We start from the raw sequence: 16,428 nt of genomic DNA, 5'->3' as shown, positions 1-16,428 counted from the left end.
GCTACGGCAATGGTTTGATCATGGGACAAAGCGGACAACCGACGGGGAGAAGTGATGACCACGCCTGCGGACAGGGCCTACCACTGGGATGGCGACGCCCTGGATCTCGACGCCTACTTCGGCCGTATCGGATTCACCGCTGAGCGCACTCCGACGCTGGCGACCCTGCAGGCCCTGCAGTACGCGCACACCACGTCGATGCCGTTCGAGAACCTCGAGATCATTCTGGGACGCTCCATTCCCCTCGATCTGGAGTCGTTGCAGGACAAGATGATCCGGCGTCGGCGCGGCGGCTACTGTTATGAGAACGTCGGCCTGTTCGCCGCGGCACTGGAACGACTCGGGTTCGGTGTCACGGGTCTGCACGGCCGGATCATCATGGGCGCGGAGAGTGGATTGCGACCGGCGACTCACGCCATGCTGCGCGTGACCACCGCCGACGACGATCGAGTGTGGCTGTGCGACGTCGGATTCGGCGGCGGCCCGCTGGCTCCGCTGGAATTGAACCCGGACGCCGGTGAGGTGCGCGCCGGAGACTGGCGCTTCCGGCTGGAGCGCACCCGCGGCGAATTGGACAGCGAACTGTGGATCGTGCACCACTTCGCTCGCGACGGCTGGATCGAACGGCACAGCGTCACAATGACTCCGGCGTACCGCATCGACTATGCGGTGGGCAATCACTTCGTGTCCACCTCGCCGCGCTCCCCGTTCGTCACCCGCCCCTACGTGCAGCGTTTCCTGCCCGATGTCCACCATGTCCTGGACGGCACCACCTGGGTGGCCGAATATCCGGACGGCTCCTCGACCACCCGGGAACTGGAGCCGACCGAACTGCCGAAGACCCTCGCCGACGTCTTCGACATCGAACTGGCCGACGAAGACGCCGCGCGCCTGGCCGCGGCCGAATGGAACCACTGAATCATCGTCGTCAGCCGTTCGCTCTCGTTCCGGCGATGCGGCGGCCGAGGTGGTAGTCGGCGGGGTCCGGAGGCCGCGCCATCATCGCCTCGAACTCGCTGGGGCGACGCGGCCACAGTTCCGGATAGCCGTCCTTGCCCAGATACCAGCTGGAACATCCTGCGGCCCAGACGGTTCCGGGGGAGGCGGCGCGCAATTCCTGGTTGAAGCGCCGGGTCGCCGCCTCGGTCGGCTCGACCGTGTCGAATTCCTCGGCACACCAGCGCCGGATCCAGGAGACGACCCGTCGGGACTGTGCCTCGGCGACCGCGGTGAGCGGATGGTTGGCGATCGGGCTGTGCGGGCCGATGAGCATGAACAGATTCGGAAAGTCCGGCATCATCGTGGCCTCGAAGGCGCGCGGCCCCGCGGCCCACGCGCGGTCCAGCGTGCGGCCGTCGGTTCCGGTGATCGCGATCGGGCGCATATAGGCGTGTGCGTCGAAACCCGTTGCCAGCACCAAGATATCGATCTCGTGCAGGGCGCCGTCGGTGGTGACGACACCCTCGGGCACTACGCGATCGATCCCGGCGGTGACGAGTTCGACGTCGTCACGCTGCACGGCTCGATAGAAGCCATCGGACACCACCAGCCGCTTACACATGGGCGGGTAGTGCGGTGTGAGTCGGCGGCGCAACTCGGTATCGCGGACACCGCGCAGATTCCGCTCGCACACCCGCGTGATCAGCTCGCGCACCGGGCCGGGGGACACCAGGCCGCGCGAGAACAGTTCGAAGATCATCCGATTCAGCGCGTAGGCGGCCGAACCCAGTGCGGGCCAGCGCCGATGGGCGGCCTTGGCCAACGGCGAGTAGCGCCGGTTGACCGTGGGCAGGATCCATTGCGCCGTGCGCTGGAACAGCACCACGCGCGGCACCGTACCGGCCAGTGCCCGCACCAGTTGCGTGCCGGTGGAACCGGTCCCGATCACCCCGAGGCGCCTGCCGCGCAACGACACCGAGTGATCCCAGCGTGCCGAATGGAAGACCGGTCCGCGGAAACCGCCCAGTCCGGGAATATCGGGAATCCGCGGATGATGCAGGAACCCGGTGGCACAGGCGAGGAAGTCGAACTCCTCGATGCGCCCGTCGAAGGTGCCGACCCGCCATCGGCCGTCGGCGAATTCGGCGCCCACCACCTCGGTGTGGAACCGGGTATGCGGTGCCAGCCCGTGCGCACGGGCGGTGTGAGCCAGGTACCGCTGGATTTCGGTGCCCGGTGAATACAGGCTGCTCCACTCGGGATTCATCGCGAAGGTGAACTGGTAGTAGCGCGAGGGCACATCGCACACCAGGCCCGGATAGGTGTTGTGGTACCAGGTTCCGCCGTAGTCGCCGCCCTTCTCGAACAGGGTGATGTCGTCGAATCCGGCCCGCCGCAACCGAACCGCCAGACAGATACCCGAGACCCCGGCCCCCACGATCGCGATCCTCGGTTTCCGAAGGTGGCTCCCCTCGGGCCGTAAACCATTGCCGCGCAACGCTCGTCGACGAGAACTCACGGGCCGCCACCTCCTCGTGTACGCAACCGGCGCCCGATTGTGCAATCGATGCTAGACGCTGAGTCATTCAATAGACGCAATGTCAAGCGAATGTTACGGTGTGTGCTACGTCACGTTCGGCAGGAAGACAGCACGATGCGCGCACTGCAATACATCGGCCCCGACAGGATCGAGATCAACGACGTTCCGACACCGGATATCGGGCCCCTCGACCTGCTGCTGCGCGTTGGTGCGGCAGGTGTCTGCCACTCCGATCTGACGCTGTTGCACTTCCCGATGCGGCTCTACGAGCAGCCGCTGACCCTCGGCCATGAATTCGCGGGCACCATCGAGGCGGTCGGCGCCGCCGTCGAGGGGCGCGCGGTCGGTGAGCGTGGCGTGGTGTACCTGTTGTGGACCTGCGGGGTGTGCCGGGAGTGCGTGAGCGGTGACCAGAATGTCTGCGCGGCGGCCGGTCGCACCGCCTATCCGCCCTGCCCAGGGCTGCATCTTCCCGGCGGAATGGCCGATTTCGTGCGGATTCCGGCGGATTCGTTCGTGCCGATCGGCGAGCTGGACTTTCTGCAGGCGGCGCCGATCGCCGATGCGGCGCTCACCTCGTACCACGCCATTCGCGGTGCGCGCGAACAGTTGTGGCCCGGCGCGACCGCGGTCGTCATCGGAGTCGGGGGACTGGGGCATGTGGCGGTGCAGATCCTGAAGGCCGTCAGCGCCGTTCGGGTCGTGGCCGTCGATATCGAGCAGGACAAACTCGATCTCGCCGCCGAGTGCGGTGCCGATCTGGGCCTGCTCGGCGACGCCGCCGCCGGGCAGATCCTCGAGCTCACCGACGGTCGGGGCGCGGAGGCCGTCTTCGATTTCGTGGGTATCGATGCCACGGCGAAGCTGGCCGTCGAGACCGTCGCACCCAACGGCGCCTACCGCATGGTCGGCATCGGCGGGGGCGACCCGGAACTCACCGCGGGACCTGCCGGGGGACCCGGCTGGCCGTGGGGAGCATCGGTGCGGAAATCGCTGGCCGGGACCAAACGCGATCTCCTCGAGTCGCTGGCTCTCGCACGGTCCGGCAAGCTGCGCGTGCAGGTCGAACGCTTCGATCTCGACGACGGTCCGGAGGCGTTCGCGCGCTTGGACAACGGAAAGGTGCGCGGGCGAGCGGTGCTGGTCCCGTAGCCGCCTCGGCAGACGGGGCCGTTGCGGTTCCCGCGGACCTGCGCTTCCGGCCGGTAGGGTCGGGCGGGTGCGCACGAGTACGAAGATGTTCGCCCTGTTCGCCTCGCCCGTCCTGGCCCTCGCGGCCTGCTCGGGTGACAAGGCCGCCGATCGCCTGAACTCCACGGTGCACACCTTCGCCGACGCGCTCGCCCGCGAGGACCCCGCCGCCGCGGCCGCGGTGACCAGCGATCCGGCGCAGGCGTCGGACACCCTCGGCAAACTGTTCGGCGGCCTCGGCAAGAACGTGCAGGTCGAGGTGAACAAGGTCGACAAGAAGGACAACGACGCCACCTTCACCCTCGCCACCACCTGGAAGCTGGGTCCCGACGGGAAGAATCAGTGGTCCTACACCACGACCGGCGCCGCCACCCGCAACGGGGACAACTGGAAGATTCGCTGGAATCCGGCGACCGTCGCGCCCGGCCTGGACACCGGCCCCCTGACCTACAGCCCGGTCTATTCCGACCCGGCCGCGCGCGTGCTGGACCGCACCGGTGCCGAGCTGCTGAGCCAGCAGGTCGTCACCCTGGTGAACGTGTCCCCGGGCGCCGACCTGAACGCGGTTGCCGCCGTGCTCAATCCGGTGGACTCCAGCATCACCGCGGCCTCGTTGCAGTCGCAGCTCGACGGCGCACAGGGCAAACCGGTCACCGTGATCTCGCTGCGTCAGGCCGATCTCGCCCCGATCGAGGACCGCCTGTGGAGTCTGAAAGATAAAGGGGTCACGCTCGCTCCGCAGACGCGCCTGCTCGCCACCGACAAGACCCTCTCCTCACCGACGCTGTCGGGACTGTCCGAGCTGTGGCAGAAGAACGCCGACGCCGCCGCGGGCTGGGCCGTGCGCGCCCAGACCACCGACGGGACGCAGCGGGTCGCGGGCCAGGACCCCACACCGGTGGCCGATATCTCCAGCACGCTCGACACCGGCATGCTGCGTGCCGCCGAGGCCGCGCTGTCGCCGCTCACCACGCCCGCGGCCCTGGTGGCCATCCAGCCGTCCACCGGGAACCTGCTGGCCGTGGCCCAGAACGCCGCCGCCGACGCGCAGGGGCCGATCGCGCTGACCGGGTTGTATCCGCCCGGCTCGACCTTCAAGACCGTCACCGTGTCCGCGGCGCTACAGGCCGGGCAGGTGACGCCGGACAGCGTGGTGGGGTGCCCGGGCACCGAGAACATCGAGGGCCGCCAGATTCCCAACGACAACAAGTTCGACCTCGGCCAGGTGCCGCTGCACACCGCGTTCGCGCGGTCCTGCAACACCACCATGGGCCGGTTGGCGGTGAACCTGCCGCCCGACGGGCTCACCAAGGCCGCGGGGCAGCTCGGCCTGGGCATCGACTACACCGCGCCGGGGATGACCACCGTGACCGGCAAGGTGCCCGTGGCCGACACCCCGGCGCTGCGGGTAGAGGAGGGCATCGGCCAGGGGAAGGTGACGGCCTCCCCGTTCGGGATGGCCCTGGTCGCCGCGGCGCTCGCGCACGGCTCGGTCCCCGCCCCGGCCATCGTCGCCGGTAAACCCGGTGTGCCCGACCATAATCCGGAACCCCTGCCGCCGGCCGTCGCCGACCAGGTGAAATCCATGATGCGCGAGACGATCACGGGCGGCACCGCCACTCAGCTGCGCGACATTCCCGGCATGCTGGGCAAGACGGGCACCGCGGAGTACATCGACGACAAGCATGCGCACGGATGGTTCGTCGGGATCGACGGCGATCTGGCGCTGGCGGTGTTCGTCTCCGACGCGGGATCCTCGACCCCCGCGGTCGACGCGGCGGGGCGATTCCTGCGCGCTGAGAAGTGAGTTCGGTCACCAAATGTCTCGCACCGGTCACGCAGTGATCTCGCCTTCACTCCACAGGTCTCACACATATTTCGCGCAGATCTCACTCCGGCGTCGGAGCCGCCGGTCGGGCCCGCTACACTCGTGCGGGGAACACGCGGGCAACCGCACCTCGGTAAGTCACGGATCGCGGAGAAACTCGGAGTAGTGCCATCGAAACCGGCCAAGTGATCGCAGGGCATTACCGCCTGGTCGAACGGATTGGTAGCGGCGGCACAGGCGTCGTTTGGCGCGCCGTCGACGAGCGACTCGAACGATCGGTGGCGATCAAGCAGATCCTCACCCAGCCCAGCCTGCCGCCGGGTGAGAAGGAGATCGTGCGGCAGCGCGCCTCGCGGGAGGCCCGTAACGCCGCCCGCTTCCAGCACCCGAACGCGATCGTCGTATTCGACATCACCGACCACGAGGGCGATCCGTGTCTGATCATGGAGTACCTGCCGTCGCAGAGTCTGGCGGTGGTGCTGTCCTCGCAGGGCACGCTGCCGCTGCCGCAGGTGGCGCGCATCGGTGAGCAGGTGGCCTCGGCGCTCGTGGCCGCGCATCGGGCGGGGATCGTGCATCGCGATGTCAAGCCCGGCAACGTGCTGCTCGGCGAGAACGGCACCGTCAAGATCACCGACTTCGGTATCTCCAAGGCCAAGGGCGATGTCACGCTGACCGCGACCGGCCTGATCTCCGGCACCGCCGCCTATCTCGCGCCCGAGGTGGCACGCGGCGCGGAACCGACCCCGGCCGCCGACGTCTTCGCTTTGGGCGCAACGCTTTTCCACGCGCTCGAGGGCGAGCCCCCCTACGGCACCAACCCGAACCCGCTGGCGCTGCTGTACGCCGCCGCCAACGGCCAACTCAGCCAGCCCCGCAACGCCGGTCCCCTGACCGACCTGCTGCTGGACCTGCTCAGCTTCGACCCCGAAGACCGTCCGAGCATGATCGAGGTCCGCGACCAGCTCGCCGACTTCGCCGACTACGGCGCAGACGCCGAACCAACGCAGATGCTGGCCACCCGCCGCTCGACTGCGCAACGTTCGGCCCCCCGCCGCCAACAGGCCGTCCGCACCCTCGACCGCCGCGCCGCCCAGGCCGACATCTCCACCGCCGAAATGGCCGCCACCCCCGCCGCCACCATCTCGGCCCCGGAAATGCCCCCGGTCCGCCCAGCACCCCCAACGGCCCACCCCACCCGCTCCCACCCGATCCAGTCCCCCGCCCCGGCCGCCCCCGCCCGCAACCGCAAACCCCTTGTCTTCGCAGGCGGTTTCGCGGTGGGGTTGGTGATCGTCGCCATCGTCCTGGCCGCTATCTTCAGCAACTCGGGCTCGAATTCCCCTGCCTCCCAGGGGGGTTCGGCGTCGACGAGTGCGCAGGCGAACGGTGGTAGCACTACACAGTCAGCGCAGGCTCTGGGGAAGACCAAGAATGTCGGGCAGGTGTCCGAAGGGCGCGCTGGCATCTTTGTTCAGGACTTTTACAGGGACATCACCAATTCGAATACCGCCTCTGCGTGGAACATGCTGACGCCGGCTGCTCAGCAGGTCTACGGAAGTGAGCAGAAGTTCCAACAGTACTGGGAAGACAACATCATCCAGGACTTCGAAGACATCCGTGCCAAAGGCGGCAACAACTCTGACGGCTCTTTGGACATAAGGCTGGCCAGCCTCGTCTACGGTGGTCAGAACAAGTCGTTGGTGCTTCGCGTGATCGACACCGGCGGCGGCAACCTGCTCATCGACAGCGATACCCGCTGACCCTGGTGCGCCGATATGGCAGCAGCATGCCAATTGCGTGAATTGCTTTGTGAGCACGTCATCTGATGCTGAAGGAATGATGCGGTGACCGCCCGGCTGTCGCCGTCCACGGCCTGCTGATCGACTGGCCACCGTCATTGTTGGATTGTGAAAGTGCAAGGGCGCCAAAAGTATTCGCGGATGATGGCGACGCGCCGGGTCTGGCGCTTGATGCGTTGCGTTGACAGGGGTTACGTTTACTATCTAAGATCATCAGCTAGTGCATGTCATCCAAATGCATTCTCAGGGAGGGGATTTCGATGATTGGAACTGTTCTACTGCTGCGGCGTGCGGCCTTCACAGGTGTGGCGATCGTCGCCCTGGGAACGCTGTCTTCTATTGCTGGTGGTCCCGCGGACGCGACGGCTGTAGGCTGCCAAAACGACCTGGTCAACAATGGTGAAGGTATCACCATGGCTGAGCACGAGGCGTGCAAGCTTGGTGAACAGGGCGATATTCCCGGTTGTATAAACGCCTTGCAGTCTCCGCCGGCGTCTCGCCCCCCAGAGGTCGCATCGGCGGCATGCGTGGCGGCGAACAACCCAGGCAACGACATTGGCTGATGAACTCGGATCAGGCCGTTGCGTCTGTTCCAGTCTTGTTCCACGGACAGTTGCTTAACCAGGATTCACACGACTGTCTATCGGCCTACCGTGCCTTCGGTTCATCCCCATTTTCGATACGTCGCCGGATCGCTTTCACGGACTTGCCTTTCGGAGCCCGGCTCGGCCAGCACACGATCACCGCATACACGAGCGCACATCCCGCGAGGGTTGCGAGCAGTAGCAGCACGAAGTTCGCAAGGTCGCTCATCCTCCGTACCACCTGCCCATGGTGGCCCACGCCGCTCGGCTGCGGGGTGTGATCGACCAGCGGGACTGGTAGGGCGCACGCATGATCAACCCATGTGATTCGAGTTGCCCGATCGCCCGTCGAGCGCTCCAATTGGTCAGCGGCGCCTGTGCGGTGATCCGACTTGCGGTCAGCATCCCACCGGGCGCGAGCACGGCCAGCACCGCTGTCTCCGCGGCTACTTCGATACTCATCTGTCCCCCTTGGTCTGCATATTGGAAGGCCTCGCCGTCGAGTTGTGCGGCGCGGTGGTTGTTGTTTCGGCAACGGGGCCTGAAATGAGCGTTCCGGTTGTGCGAGCTGGGGATCAGCGCAAAACTATCCGCAAACAGCAGCTACCGACCGACGCGGGAGCGACCGACGAACGACCACTTCAGGTCACTGCGACTGGCTCATGGCTGGACCCAGGCCGAGCTGGCTGAACGGGTGTGCGTCGAGATCGAGCGAATAACGGGCCATCGGCCGCCGGTGGACGCGCAGGCCATCAGTCGCATCGAATGCGGCGAGATCAGCTGGCCTCGACGTGCAACGCGTCAAGCTCTCATGGCACTGTTTGGACGTAGAGACGGAAGCAGCCCTCGGGCTGTGGCCGAAACGAACTCAGCGTGATGCCGAACGGGAGGAAGCTACGAAACGTCGCGCCTTCCTTGCGTTAGCCGGTCTGGCTGCGCCCCTACTCACCGATGAGCCACCCCGCCGCATCGGCGCCACCGACGTGGACGAGATGCGCGAACAATTCACCAGGCTGGAGGATCTGGACAGCTACCTCGGCGGTGCGGACACGTTCCGCCTGTACTACGCCGAGTTGAGCCGGACTGAGCGGATATTGAGCCAATCCAGTAGTACCTTGCAAGTGCGCACAAGTCTGACTGAGCTCGCCGCCGAGCAAGCTCAGCAGACCGGGTGGGCCGCATTCGATGCTGGATTCAAGGACACGGCGTTGCAGCTGTTCGAGTACAGCCGTCGTGCCGCCGGGGAAGCCTTCAGCCGAGAACTGGCTACCAACGCTCTTGTCCATATCGCTTACGCCAGCGGCACTGCCGAATCTGTGATCGCCGCTGATTCCGCCTGTGCCGCAATTGGGCTCGGCGCAGCACCCAAAGCTCGAGCCCTATTCGAGTCGCGGCGAGCATGGTCACTTGGCCGGCGACCGCGACGGAGCAGCCCACGCACTCGATGCCGCGCGCGATTCACTGGAAGGCACCGTCTCGGAAGCCCCGCACTGGTCCGCATGGGTCGACCATCGCGAACTCGACATCATGACCGGTCGCGTTTGGTCTGTGCTCCACGAGCCTGAAAAGGCCACTGCGCCTTTAGAACGAGCGCTGGCGACCTACCTCGACCAGTGGGCGCGGGACAAGGCGCTTTATCTGACCTGGTTGGCCGACGCACACCTCGACGCAGGCAACCTCGTCGCGGCTATATCGACCACAGAGAAGGCGTTCACCGTGGCCGGGCGCGTCGCGTCAGTACGCCCACTGGCTCGGGCGCGTGAAGTCGCGTTACGGTGTGCCGCGACTGGAGCAGCAGGCGGTGCCGCACTCGCTCGACGTACCGCATCTGTCTGGCTCCCTACCCCTATCCAGCTGTAGTGCGTTCGATCCAGTCGGCGTAGCTGTCAATGCACCATACGACTGTGGTGGCGGTTACCTCGGGACTGTCCCATGGATGCAACTCGGCGACACGGGCAGCCAACCTGTCGCGGGCGGCCGTGGAAGTTCGCAGCATGACCCGCCGCTCCTGGCCTTCTCCCAACTCGCCCAGGTACCAAAACACCGATGTCGAGGGACCCGTAATCTCCGCACCAGCCGCGAGTCGTTCGCCCACCACCGTCTTCGCGATGGCTCGCGCCTCGTCCTCAGTGGGTGTTGTCGAGGTTACCGACCACACACGTGCTGCCGTCATGACTGCCACCCTAAGGTCCGAAGGCTCTGAAGAGTGGGTTCCATCGCAAGGGAGTGTGCAATCGAGTCTCGCCACGCTCAGCAGGGCCAATTCCTCGTGGCGCAGGCCGGGGACGCGGCGCATGACGTGGTCCCCCGGACCGATTCCCGTTGACAAATGGGCTATTGCGACAGGTGTTGGCAGGGTTAGGCTTTCGGGGTGAACGCGCGGGAGTTGCTCAAAGGTGAGCGGGCGGAGCTTGTTTCGCTGCTACGTACCCTGTCGGATGACGAATGGGTGACGCCGTCGCTGTGTGTGGGGTGGCGGGTGCGGGATGTGGTGGGGCATTTGCTCTATGACGCTATTCCGGCGCCTACCTATGCCGTGGTGTTTTTGCGGTGTGGGTTGTCTGCGGATCGGACCAACGATGTGCTGGCCGACAAGTCGAAGGTGCTGTCGACCGAGCAGTTGGTGGCGAAGTTGGAGAACTCGGGTGAGCACATCACCAGGCTGGCGCCTGGTTTGGGGCTGGCCGATATGTTTGCTCATCAGCAGGACATTCGTCGGCCGCTGGGGCGTCCGCGGGAGATTCCCGCGGAACGGCTGCGGGCGGTCCTGGAGCATCCTGATCCGTTCGCGCGTCCCGGGCGCTTCACTCGCGGCCTGCGATTCGTTGCCACCGATATCGATTGGTCGTCGGGTTCCGGGCCTGAAGTCCGTGGTGCCGGTGAGGCATTGGCGTTGGCGATGGTCGGCCGTCCGGCCGTCCTCGATGAGCTCGCGGGCGATGGTGTCGACACGCTGCGTCGGCGGATGGCTCGTGCGGCGTAACCTCCCGCCGGAGCGAGGAAAGATCCCGTCGTAGGACGACCACCGAAACCGCCGCCGAGCGTGCGCCGGGGGCGAATGATGGAACTACCGCGATTCGAGAAGGGATCCGGGGCGTTTCGGAGGTGGAAGACGGTGACGCACAAAGCATTGGCGGGGCTCGACGGGATGGTGGGGGAGTGGCGAGTGGAAAGTCCGCAATTTCCCGGCGCCGAGGGACGTTCGGTTATCGAATGGCTCGACGGTGCCTTTCTGAAAATCAGTGACCACGCTCCCGAACCTGCCCCACGGGGCACGTGGATCATCGGTGGCGACGAGACCACCGAGGACATCGCCGTCCTCTACCACGACAGCCGCGACGTCAGCCGGGTCTACCGCATGAGAGTCGACGGCACGTCGTGGCGCATCGAGCGCGACGCCCCCGGCTTCTTCCAGCGCTTCAGCGCCACCCTGGACGGCAACACCATCCGCGGCACCTGGGAGAAGTCCACCGACGGCGCCAGCTGGGACCTCGACTTCGACCTGCTCTACCACCGCATCGAGAGGTAGGGACCCTGTCGCCACGGCCTTGGGGCCGTGGCGACAGGGATGGGAATCGCCGCGGAGCCGGGAATAGGGATTGGCCGGGATCAGTGCCCGCGCCGCTTGGCTTTTCGTTTGCGGGCGACCGCGTCGCGGCGCTGGTCGGATTCGATGGCGCGGCGGCGTTTCGCGGCGGCGCGGTTCTCGTGGCCCGCTTGTTCGTGGGCTAAGCGGAGCGCGTCCTGGGCGGCGGAGCTGATCGGTCTGGCGGCCTGTTCGCGGGCGGCCAAGCGGGCCAGGCGCTTCGGATTCACCGTCGCCTTCGACCGCGATTCGACCGGGACAGGTGGTGCGGTCAGCGCGCGATCCAGCAGGCGCCCGTACTCCTTCACCGCGAATTCTTCCAGCTCGGCATTGCTCGGCTCGGCCCCGAAGACGTGACGGGCCGCGCGCACGCCGCGGCCGTCGGTGATCTCGAGGACCCCGACCCAGAATTGGCCGTCGTAGAACACGCTGAACGTGCTCGGCATCGTTCCTCCCATGGTTGTCGTGCGGCTCGAGGCCGCAATGAGAGGACGCGCCGGACACCCTGGGAGGGAGGATACTGAGCCGCCCGCGGCGACCGCCCGGACTACCAACCGGACCGTGTTTTCGCTCGTCCCGGTCGCGATGCTAGCAATCGAGGCCGGAACTCGAGCAAATGCTTTATCGCCGAGCGATCAGTCGCGCGTGACCGCGTACCCGTACACCCCGGTGGGCCGAACCGCGATCGCCACGCGATCCTTCGCGTCCGGCGGCACGACCGACCCCATGCCGTAGCGTTCGGCCAGCCGCGTGTACAGCGCCCCCTCGGGATCGGCGTCGACGTGGTCGACCACCCCGCGGACCTCGATGTAGCGGTAGGGGTTGTCCGGATCGAAGATCGACACCGACACCCGCGGCTCGGCGGCCAGGTTCTTGAACTTCTGCCGGAAATTCGTGTGCGTGAACCAGATGAACCGGCCGTCCCACACGAACCACATCGGGTTCACCTGGGGAGCTCCGTCCGGCCGGGTGGTGCCCAGGCTCGCGTAGAGCGGCCGCTCCAACAGGTCCCGCGCCTTCTCGGGAATCTCGACCATTCTCATCCTCCTCGACGGTCGTATGTTGCCTTGTTGATCAAACCCTGCCCGGTCGCGGGCCGTCCCCCCGGTCGGGCGGTGAATAACGGGTGGCGATCACCCGATAGGCTGGTAGCTGGTCCGAAGCTCCGGCTTCGGCGTGATGACCAGCACAGACGAAGGATCCGGCACCGCTATGACATCCCGCATCGAGCTCGCCCGCGTCGATCTGCGCGGTCGCACTCCCACCGCCGCCGAGCTGCGCGCCGCGCTGCCGCGCGGGGGAGTCGACGTCGACTCGGTGCTGCATCAGGTGCGGCCGGTGGTGGAGGCGATCCGCGACCGCGGCGTCGGCGCGGCGCTCGAATTCAGCGAGAAGTTCGACGGCGTGGCCCCCGCCTCGGTCCGGGTCCCGGCCGCCGCCCTCGACGAGGCACTCGAGCGGCTCGATCCCGCCGTGCGCACCGCCCTGGAAGTGGCCATCGAACGCACCCGGACGGTGCACGCCGATCAGCGCCGCACCGACACCACCACCGAGGTGGTGCCCGGCGGCACGGTCACCGAACGCTGGGTGCCGGTCGAGCGGGTAGGCCTGTACGTGCCCGGCGGCAACGCCGTCTATCCCTCCAGCGTCGTGATGAACGTGGTGCCCGCGCAGGCCGCGGGCGTCGAATCCCTGGTGGTGGCCTCGCCGCCGCAGGCGCAGTTCGGCGGACTGCCCCATCCGGCCATCCTGGCCGCCGCGAAACTGCTCGGTGTCGAGGAGGTGTGGGCGGTCGGTGGTGCCCAGGCGGTCGCGCTGCTGGCCTACGGCGGCACCGACACCGACGGTGCCCAGCTGGAACCGGTCGACATGATCACCGGCCCCGGCAATATCTACGTCACCGCCGCCAAGCGCCTGTGCCGCGGCCTGGTCGGCATCGACGCCGAGGCGGGCCCGACCGAGATCGCCATCCTCGCCGACGCCACCGCCGACCCCGCGCACGTCGCCGCCGACCTGATCAGCCAGGCCGAACACGATGTGCTGGCCGCCAGCGTCCTGGTCACCGACAGTGTCGCCCTTGCCGATGCCGTCGATGCCGCCGTCAACGCGCAGCTGGATGTCGTGAAGCACCACCACCGCGTCGCGGAAGCGTTGTCCGGCAAGCAGTCCGGCATCGTGCTGGTCGACGACATCGGCCAGGGCCTGCGCGTGGTGAACGCCTACGCCGCCGAACACCTGGAGATCCAGACCGCCGACGCGTCCGCCGTGGCGGCCCGGGTCCGCAGCGCCGGAGCCGTTTTCGTCGGCGCCTGGTCGCCGGTGAGCCTGGGCGACTACTGCGCGGGATCCAACCACGTGCTGCCCACCGCGGGATGCGCGCGGCACTCGTCGGGGCTGAGCGTGCAGACCTTCCTGCGCGGCATCCACGTCGTGGAATACAGCGAGGCCGCGTTGAAAGACGTTGCCGGACACGTGGTCGCGCTGGCCAACGCCGAGGACCTGCCCGCACACGGCCAGGCCGTGCAGATCCGATTCGAGGCGCTGCGATGACCGCGACCGCTCCGGGCGCGCGCATCTCGCTCGACGATCTGCCGCTGCGGGACAACCTGCGCGGCAAGAAGCCTTACGGCGCACCGCAATTGACGGTGCCCGTGCAGCTGAACACCAACGAGAATCCGCACCCGCCGAGCCGGGCGCTGATCGACGATGTCGCCGAATCCATCCGGGACGCCGCGACGGATCTGCACCGCTATCCCGATCGCGACGCGGTGGCGCTGCGCACCGATCTGGCGGCGTATCTGACCCGGCAGACCGGTGTCGCGCTGGAGGTGTCCAATGTGTGGGCGGCCAACGGCTCCAACGAGATTCTGCAGCAGCTGCTGCAGGCGTTCGGTGGCCCGGGCCGCAGTGCGATGGGTTTCGTGCCGTCGTATTCGATGCATCCGATCATCTCCGAGGGCATCGACACCGAATGGGTGGAGGCCAAGCGGGGCGCCGACTTCTCGCTGGACATCGATTACGCGCTGGCGTGCATTGCCGAGCGTCGGCCCGACGTGGTGTTCGTGACAAGCCCCAATAACCCGACCGGGCACAGCATTCCGCGGCAGGACCTGGTCCGCATCCTCGACGCCGCCCCCGGCCTCGTGGTGGTGGACGAGGCGTACGGCGAATTCTCCAGCGCCCCCAGCGCGATCGAGTTGATCGATCAATATCCGGCCGAGCTGGTGGTCACGCGGACGATGTCGAAGGCCTTCGCATTCGCGGGTGGGCGGCTGGGCTATCTGGCCGCCGCGCCCGCGGTGATCGATGCCCTGCTGCTGGTGCGGCTGCCGTATCACCTGTCGGTGGTCACGCAGGCGGCCGCGCGGGCGGCGCTGCGCCATGCCGACGAAACCCTGGCCAGCGTCGCGGAATTGGCCCGCCAGCGAGACCGGGTCGCCGCCGCCCTGCGGGAGCAGGGCTTCGAGGTGGCCCCGAGCGATGCCAACTTCCTGCTGTTCGGCCGTTTTACCGACGCCCCGGCCGCCTGGCAGAAATATCTCGACGAGGGCGTGCTGATCCGCGACGTCGGCATCCCGGGTTACCTGCGGGCCACCATCGGCCTGGCCGCCGAGAACGACGAATTCCTGCGCGTCAGCGAGAAATTGGCCGCCACGGAGTTGGTTCCGGCCGAAAGCACGCCGGAACCGACAGGGGAATGGAAGGCACGATGAACCGAACTGCGCGGGTGGAGCGCACCACCAAGGAATCCAGCATCGTTGTCGAGCTGAATCTGGATGGCAGCGGGAAGACCGATATCTCGACCGGGGTCCCGTTCTACGACCACATGCTGACCGCGCTCGGCGCCCACGCCGGATTCGATCTGTCGGTGCGCGCCGAGGGGGATATCGAGATCGAGGCCCACCACACGGTGGAGGACACCGCGATCGTGTTCGGGCAGGCGCTGGGTAAGGCGCTCGGCGACAAGCAGGGCATCCGCCGCTTCGGCGATGCCTACATTCCGATGGACGAGACCCTCGCCCATGCCGCGGTCGACGTGTCCGGCCGTCCGTACTGCGTGCACACCGGTGAACCGGAACACCTGCTGCACACCGTGATTCCCACCAACGGGCCGGGCGCCCCGTACTCCACGGTGCTCAACCGCCACGTGTTCGAGTCGATCGCGCTCAATGCCCGCATCGCCCTGCACGTGCGGGTGCTCTATGGGCGCGACCAGCATCACGTCACCGAGGCCGAATTCAAGGCCGTGGCACGGGCATTGCGTGCGGCGGTGGAGATCGATCCGCGGGTGAGCGGCGTGCCGTCCACGAAGGGAGTGCTGTGACGAAAACGGTTGCGCTGCTGGATTACGGCTCCGGCAACCTGCACTCGGCCCACCGCGCGCTGATCCGCGCCGGCGCCGATGTCACGGTGACCGCCGATCCCGAGATCGCCTTGACCGCCGACGGTTTGGTGGTGCCCGGCGTCGGCGCCTTCGCCGCATGCATGACCGGGCTGCGGTCGGTCCGCGGGGAGCGCATCATCGGCAAGCGGCTCGCCGGTGGCCGACCGGTGCTCGGCATCTGCGTCGGCATGCAGATCCTGTTCGAACGCGGCGTCGAATTCGGTGTGGAGACCGACGGTTGCGCCGAATGGCCCGGCACCGTGGAACGGTTGCACGCCCCGGTCCTGCCGCACATGGGCTGGAACACCGTGCAGGCCCCCGCCGACAGCATCCTGTTCGCCGGCATGGACCCCGACACCCGCTTCTATTTCGTGCATTCCTACGCCGCCCAGAAATGGGAGTGGACCTCCGACGGCACCATCGCCCCGGCCAAACTCACCTGGGCCGAGCACGGCACCCAATTTCTCGCCGCCGTCGAGAACGGCCCCTTGAGCGCCACCCAGTTCCACCCGGAGAAGTCCGGCGACGCAGGCGCCCAGCTCCTGCGCAACTGGGTGAATTCGCTGTAGACGGC

At 67.1% G+C, this 16,428-nt stretch carries 18 protein-coding genes; 12 read left to right on the top strand and 6 right to left on the bottom strand.

Annotated features, from left to right (window positions below):
* Positions 1 to 54 precede the first annotated feature (54 nt).
* A complete protein-coding gene (locus tag IU452_RS16270) occupies positions 55 to 918 on the top strand; it encodes an arylamine N-acetyltransferase family protein (protein ID WP_195109903.1) in 864 nt (287 codons plus the stop codon).
* 10 nt (positions 919 to 928) lie between these two features.
* On the opposite strand, the gene IU452_RS16265 is transcribed toward IU452_RS16270, so the two are convergent.
* On the bottom strand, positions 929 to 2,377 hold the full coding sequence (locus IU452_RS16265) for an NAD(P)/FAD-dependent oxidoreductase (protein WP_324192655.1): 1,449 nt from the start codon (positions 2,375 to 2,377) through the stop codon (positions 929 to 931).
* Positions 2,378 to 2,593: 216 nt separating this feature from the next.
* On the opposite strand from IU452_RS16265, the gene IU452_RS16260 reads away from it, so the two are divergent.
* The 4 genes from IU452_RS16260 (at position 2,594) to IU452_RS16245 (ending at position 7,863) form a co-directional block, all read left to right on the top strand.
* Positions 2,594 to 3,631 (top strand): NAD(P)-dependent alcohol dehydrogenase, encoded by a 1,038-nt coding sequence (locus IU452_RS16260; RefSeq protein WP_195109902.1) that lies wholly within the window; start codon positions 2,594 to 2,596, stop codon positions 3,629 to 3,631.
* 85 nt (positions 3,632 to 3,716) lie between these two features.
* Positions 3,717 to 5,477, top strand: a complete 1,761-nt coding sequence (locus IU452_RS16255; RefSeq protein ID WP_195110226.1) for a penicillin-binding transpeptidase domain-containing protein — start codon at positions 3,717 to 3,719, stop codon at positions 5,475 to 5,477.
* A gap of 206 nt (positions 5,478 to 5,683) precedes the next feature.
* Entirely contained in the window at positions 5,684 to 7,261 is a 1,578-nt protein-coding gene (locus IU452_RS16250) for a serine/threonine-protein kinase (protein ID WP_195109901.1), read from the top strand.
* Between the two features lie 299 nt (positions 7,262 to 7,560).
* The gene (locus IU452_RS16245; RefSeq protein ID WP_195109900.1) at positions 7,561 to 7,863 is read left to right on the top strand and encodes a hypothetical protein; all 303 of its coding nucleotides are present in this window, start codon (positions 7,561 to 7,563) and stop codon (positions 7,861 to 7,863) included.
* Positions 7,864 to 8,109: 246 nt separating this feature from the next.
* Here IU452_RS16245 and IU452_RS16240 read toward each other — a convergent pair whose 3' ends face one another.
* Positions 8,110 to 8,346: a hypothetical protein gene (locus IU452_RS16240; protein WP_195109899.1), complete on the bottom strand. Its 237-nt coding sequence runs from the start codon at positions 8,344 to 8,346 to the stop codon at positions 8,110 to 8,112.
* A gap of 97 nt (positions 8,347 to 8,443) precedes the next feature.
* Between IU452_RS16240 and IU452_RS39490 the strand changes: the two genes are divergently transcribed.
* On the top strand, positions 8,444 to 8,761 hold the full coding sequence (locus tag IU452_RS39490; RefSeq protein ID WP_195109898.1) for a helix-turn-helix domain-containing protein: 318 nt from the start codon (positions 8,444 to 8,446) through the stop codon (positions 8,759 to 8,761).
* A 64-nt stretch (positions 8,762 to 8,825) separates the two neighbouring features.
* On the opposite strand, the gene IU452_RS16230 is transcribed toward IU452_RS39490, so the two are convergent.
* Together IU452_RS16230 and cutA are read right to left on the bottom strand one after the other, a co-directional pair.
* Positions 8,826 to 9,170: a hypothetical protein gene (locus IU452_RS16230; protein ID WP_195109897.1), complete on the bottom strand. Its 345-nt coding sequence runs from the start codon at positions 9,168 to 9,170 to the stop codon at positions 8,826 to 8,828.
* Between the two features lie 560 nt (positions 9,171 to 9,730).
* Entirely contained in the window at positions 9,731 to 10,057 is a 327-nt protein-coding gene (gene cutA / locus IU452_RS39485) for a divalent-cation tolerance protein CutA (RefSeq protein ID WP_195109896.1), read from the bottom strand.
* Positions 10,058 to 10,255: 198 nt separating this feature from the next.
* Between cutA and IU452_RS16220 the strand changes: the two genes are divergently transcribed.
* Together IU452_RS16220 and IU452_RS16215 are read left to right on the top strand one after the other, a co-directional pair.
* Positions 10,256 to 10,867 carry a maleylpyruvate isomerase family mycothiol-dependent enzyme gene (locus IU452_RS16220; protein ID WP_324192654.1) on the top strand — a complete coding sequence of 204 codons (612 nt, stop codon included), beginning with the start codon at positions 10,256 to 10,258 and terminating at the stop codon, positions 10,865 to 10,867.
* A gap of 132 nt (positions 10,868 to 10,999) precedes the next feature.
* Positions 11,000 to 11,413: a hypothetical protein gene (locus tag IU452_RS16215; protein ID WP_195109895.1), complete on the top strand. Its 414-nt coding sequence runs from the start codon at positions 11,000 to 11,002 to the stop codon at positions 11,411 to 11,413.
* An 80-nt stretch (positions 11,414 to 11,493) separates the two neighbouring features.
* On the opposite strand, the gene IU452_RS16210 is transcribed toward IU452_RS16215, so the two are convergent.
* Both IU452_RS16210 and IU452_RS16205 read right to left on the bottom strand, forming a co-directional pair.
* Positions 11,494 to 11,916 (bottom strand): YjdF family protein, encoded by a 423-nt coding sequence (locus IU452_RS16210; RefSeq protein WP_195109894.1) that lies wholly within the window; start codon positions 11,914 to 11,916, stop codon positions 11,494 to 11,496.
* Between the two features lie 189 nt (positions 11,917 to 12,105).
* On the bottom strand, positions 12,106 to 12,507 hold the full coding sequence (locus tag IU452_RS16205; protein ID WP_195109893.1) for a PPOX class F420-dependent oxidoreductase: 402 nt from the start codon (positions 12,505 to 12,507) through the stop codon (positions 12,106 to 12,108).
* A gap of 175 nt (positions 12,508 to 12,682) precedes the next feature.
* Here IU452_RS16205 and hisD point away from each other — a divergent pair, with 175 nt between their 5' ends.
* The 4 genes from hisD to hisH are packed head-to-tail and all read left to right on the top strand — an operon-like array spanning position 12,683 to position 16,423.
* Positions 12,683 to 14,020: a histidinol dehydrogenase gene (hisD, locus tag IU452_RS16200; RefSeq protein WP_195109892.1), complete on the top strand. Its 1,338-nt coding sequence runs from the start codon at positions 12,683 to 12,685 to the stop codon at positions 14,018 to 14,020.
* Positions 14,017 to 15,183 (top strand): histidinol-phosphate transaminase, encoded by a 1,167-nt coding sequence (locus IU452_RS16195; protein WP_195109891.1) that lies wholly within the window; start codon positions 14,017 to 14,019, stop codon positions 15,181 to 15,183. The genes hisD and IU452_RS16195 overlap by 4 nt, the downstream gene beginning before the upstream one ends.
* Positions 15,180 to 15,794: an imidazoleglycerol-phosphate dehydratase HisB gene (hisB, locus tag IU452_RS16190; protein WP_195109890.1), complete on the top strand. Its 615-nt coding sequence runs from the start codon at positions 15,180 to 15,182 to the stop codon at positions 15,792 to 15,794. Before IU452_RS16195 ends, hisB begins: the two co-directional genes overlap by 4 nt.
* Positions 15,791 to 16,423, top strand: coding sequence for an imidazole glycerol phosphate synthase subunit HisH (hisH, locus tag IU452_RS16185; RefSeq protein WP_195109889.1), 633 nt, complete (start codon positions 15,791 to 15,793; stop codon positions 16,421 to 16,423). Before hisB ends, hisH begins: the two co-directional genes overlap by 4 nt.
* The last annotated feature ends 5 nt before the right edge of the window (positions 16,424 to 16,428 follow it).

The organism is Nocardia transvalensis, assembly GCF_015477765.1.
Classification (GTDB): Bacteria; Actinomycetota; Actinomycetes; order Mycobacteriales; family Mycobacteriaceae; genus Nocardia; species Nocardia transvalensis_A.
The sequence above is the reverse complement of the archived record's forward strand: the minus strand, read 5'-3'. Positions and strand labels throughout refer to the sequence as shown.

Coding starts and splice junctions, on each gene's coding strand:
- IU452_RS16205 (WP_195109893.1), bottom strand. CDS start 12,507: ATGGTCGAGATTCCCGAGAAGGCGCGGGACCTGTTGGAGCGGCCGCTC.
- IU452_RS16230 (WP_195109897.1), bottom strand. CDS start 9,170: ATGGACAAGAGCGTTGGTAGCCAGTTCTCGGCTGAAGGCTTCCCCGGC.
- IU452_RS16270 (WP_195109903.1), top strand. CDS start 55: ATGACCACGCCTGCGGACAGGGCCTACCACTGGGATGGCGACGCCCTG.
- IU452_RS16240 (WP_195109899.1), bottom strand. CDS start 8,346: ATGAGTATCGAAGTAGCCGCGGAGACAGCGGTGCTGGCCGTGCTCGCG.
- IU452_RS16260 (WP_195109902.1), top strand. CDS start 2,594: ATGCGCGCACTGCAATACATCGGCCCCGACAGGATCGAGATCAACGAC.
- hisB (WP_195109890.1), top strand. CDS start 15,180: ATGAACCGAACTGCGCGGGTGGAGCGCACCACCAAGGAATCCAGCATC.
- hisD (WP_195109892.1), top strand. CDS start 12,683: ATGACATCCCGCATCGAGCTCGCCCGCGTCGATCTGCGCGGTCGCACT.
- cutA (WP_195109896.1), bottom strand. CDS start 10,057: ATGACGGCAGCACGTGTGTGGTCGGTAACCTCGACAACACCCACTGAG.
- IU452_RS16245 (WP_195109900.1), top strand. CDS start 7,561: ATGATTGGAACTGTTCTACTGCTGCGGCGTGCGGCCTTCACAGGTGTG.
- IU452_RS16255 (WP_195110226.1), top strand. CDS start 3,717: ATGTTCGCCCTGTTCGCCTCGCCCGTCCTGGCCCTCGCGGCCTGCTCG.
- IU452_RS16210 (WP_195109894.1), bottom strand. CDS start 11,916: ATGCCGAGCACGTTCAGCGTGTTCTACGACGGCCAATTCTGGGTCGGG.
- IU452_RS16195 (WP_195109891.1), top strand. CDS start 14,017: ATGACCGCGACCGCTCCGGGCGCGCGCATCTCGCTCGACGATCTGCCG.